This is a genomic window from Methylacidimicrobium tartarophylax (assembly GCF_902143375.2).
GTDB lineage: Bacteria > Verrucomicrobiota > Verrucomicrobiia > Methylacidiphilales > Methylacidiphilaceae > Methylacidimicrobium > Methylacidimicrobium tartarophylax.
Genome location: NZ_CABFVA020000135.1, coordinates 1 through 1,973 on the forward strand (window position 1 = coordinate 1; position 1,973 = coordinate 1,973).

The 1,973-nt window shown below is 64.9% G+C and carries 1 protein-coding gene; it reads left to right on the forward strand.

Going from position 1 to position 1,973, the window contains the following annotated elements:
• Positions 1–179: 179 nt before the first annotated feature.
• Positions 180–1,703 carry an aldehyde dehydrogenase family protein gene (locus MAMT_RS11185; protein WP_142661105.1) on the forward strand — a complete coding sequence of 508 codons (1,524 nt, stop codon included), beginning with the start codon at positions 180–182 and terminating at the stop codon, positions 1,701–1,703.
• Positions 1,704–1,973: the final 270 nt, after the last annotated feature.

A 1,973-nucleotide genomic window follows, 5' to 3' on the forward strand; every position in this document is an offset into this window, starting at 1 on the left:
CAAGCGTTCCCCTGCGGCTTGTACGCAGCCCTGGGGGGAAGCACGCGGCGCGGAGGGAACGGCGCAGAAGCGGAGAGGGGATGCCCTCGCTGGCCCGAGTCGGGGCGTGTTTGCCACGATCGGCGTGCTGGCACTATAATGACCAAAAAGGGGAATTAACCAAGGAGAACGCAATGGCCATGGTGACGGAAGACAAGGAACAGGGGAAAAAGACGAATCTGGTTCCGATCCATCCGCGGGTGGAGGAGTTTTTACGGGGTCCGAAACGGCTCCTGGTCGGAGGTCAATGGGTGAATGCGGCGTCGGGAAAGACCTTCGCCACGGTCAATCCGGCGACCGAGGAGACGCTCGCGCAGGTGGCCGAGGCGGATGCGGAGGACGTGGACCGGGCGGTCCGGGCGGCGAGATCCGCATTCACGACGGGTCCCTGGTCCAGGATGGCTCCCGCGGAGCGGGGAAAGCTGCTCTGGAAGCTTGCCGACCGGATCGAGGAGCATTTGGAGGAGTTCGCTCAGCTCGAATCGCTGGACAACGGCAAGCCGCTCGCCGTGGCGCGGGTGGCGGACGTGCCGCTGGCGATCGACCTCTTCCGGTACATGGCTGGCTGGGCGACCAAGATCGAGGGGAATACGATTCCCTTGGGGCTCGCCGATCCGGAGAGCTACCTTGCCTACACGGTTCGGGAGCCGGTCGGGGTCGTGGGGCAGATCATTCCCTGGAACTTTCCGCTTTTGATGGCGGCTTGGAAGCTGGGTCCCGCCCTTGCGTGCGGCTGCACGGTCGTGCTCAAGCCGGCGGAGCAGACGCCGCTTTCGGCCTTGCGGCTGGGGGAGCTCATCGGGGAAGCGGGCTTTCCGGAGGGGGTCGTCAACATTCTGCCCGGCTTCGGGGAGACCGCCGGAGCGGCCTTGGCCGCTCATCCGGACGTCGATAAGGTGGCTTTCACGGGCTCGACCGAGGTGGGCAAGCGGATCGCTCAAGCGGCTACGGGGAATCTCAAGAAGGTGAGTCTCGAGCTCGGTGGAAAGTCGCCCAACATCATCTTCGCCGATGCGAATCTCGAGGAGGCGGCGGCCGGAGCGGCGATGGCGATCTTTTTCAACCACGGCCAGTGTTGCTGCGCGGGCAGCCGGCTCTTCGTGGAAGCACCGGTGGCGGACGAGGTGGCCGAGCGGATCGCCAAGGAAGCCGAGAAGATTCGGGTGGGGCCGGGCATGGCGCTTGACACCGAGATGGGACCGCTCGTCTCCAAGGAGCAGTACGATCGGGTCAAGGGGTATATCCGGATCGGGAGCGAAGAGGGCGCCCGCGCGAGGTCGGCCGACTTGACCACCCGGGGGCGCGGCTACTTCGTGCCGCCGACGCTCTTCACCGATGTCCGGCCGGAAATGAAGATTGTGCGGGAGGAGATCTTCGGGCCGGTCGTCTGCGCCTCCTCCTTTACGAGGGAGGAGGAGATTCCGGCGGCGGCCAACGAGACGATCTACGGCCTGGCGGCGGGAATCTGGACCCGGGATGTCGGCAAGGCCCACAGGCTCGCACGCCGGATCCGGGCGGGAACGGTCTGGATCAACTGCTACAATGTCTTCGATGCGGCCCTTCCCTTCGGAGGGTATAAGCAGTCGGGATGGGGCCGAGAGATGGGCCATGCAGTGCTGGCAAACTATACCGAGCTCAAGTCGGTCTGCGTGCGACTGAGCTAGCCTGACTTCCGCATGCGCCGTGAAAAGGGTGCATCGCCCAGTGGGGAGGTAGTGATCTCCGCCCGGCAACTATTGCTCCAGCCGGAAGCAGCCGGAGCGGCTGCTGTCGGTAACGCCGGTGGTCGAAGCCTCTGGGAAAAGGCCCGGAAAGCGGGTCAGCGAGCAAGCAGGCCCTAACGAAAGTGAACGCCGAAGAAAGCCTCGAAACCGGCAATGCGGACGCCGAGCTCGTGCGGAAGCAGCGAAGGTCGATGTCTCCCTGGGAAGGAG

Coding starts and splice junctions, on each gene's coding strand:
- MAMT_RS11185 (WP_142661105.1), top strand. CDS start 180: ATGGTGACGGAAGACAAGGAACAGGGGAAAAAGACGAATCTGGTTCCG.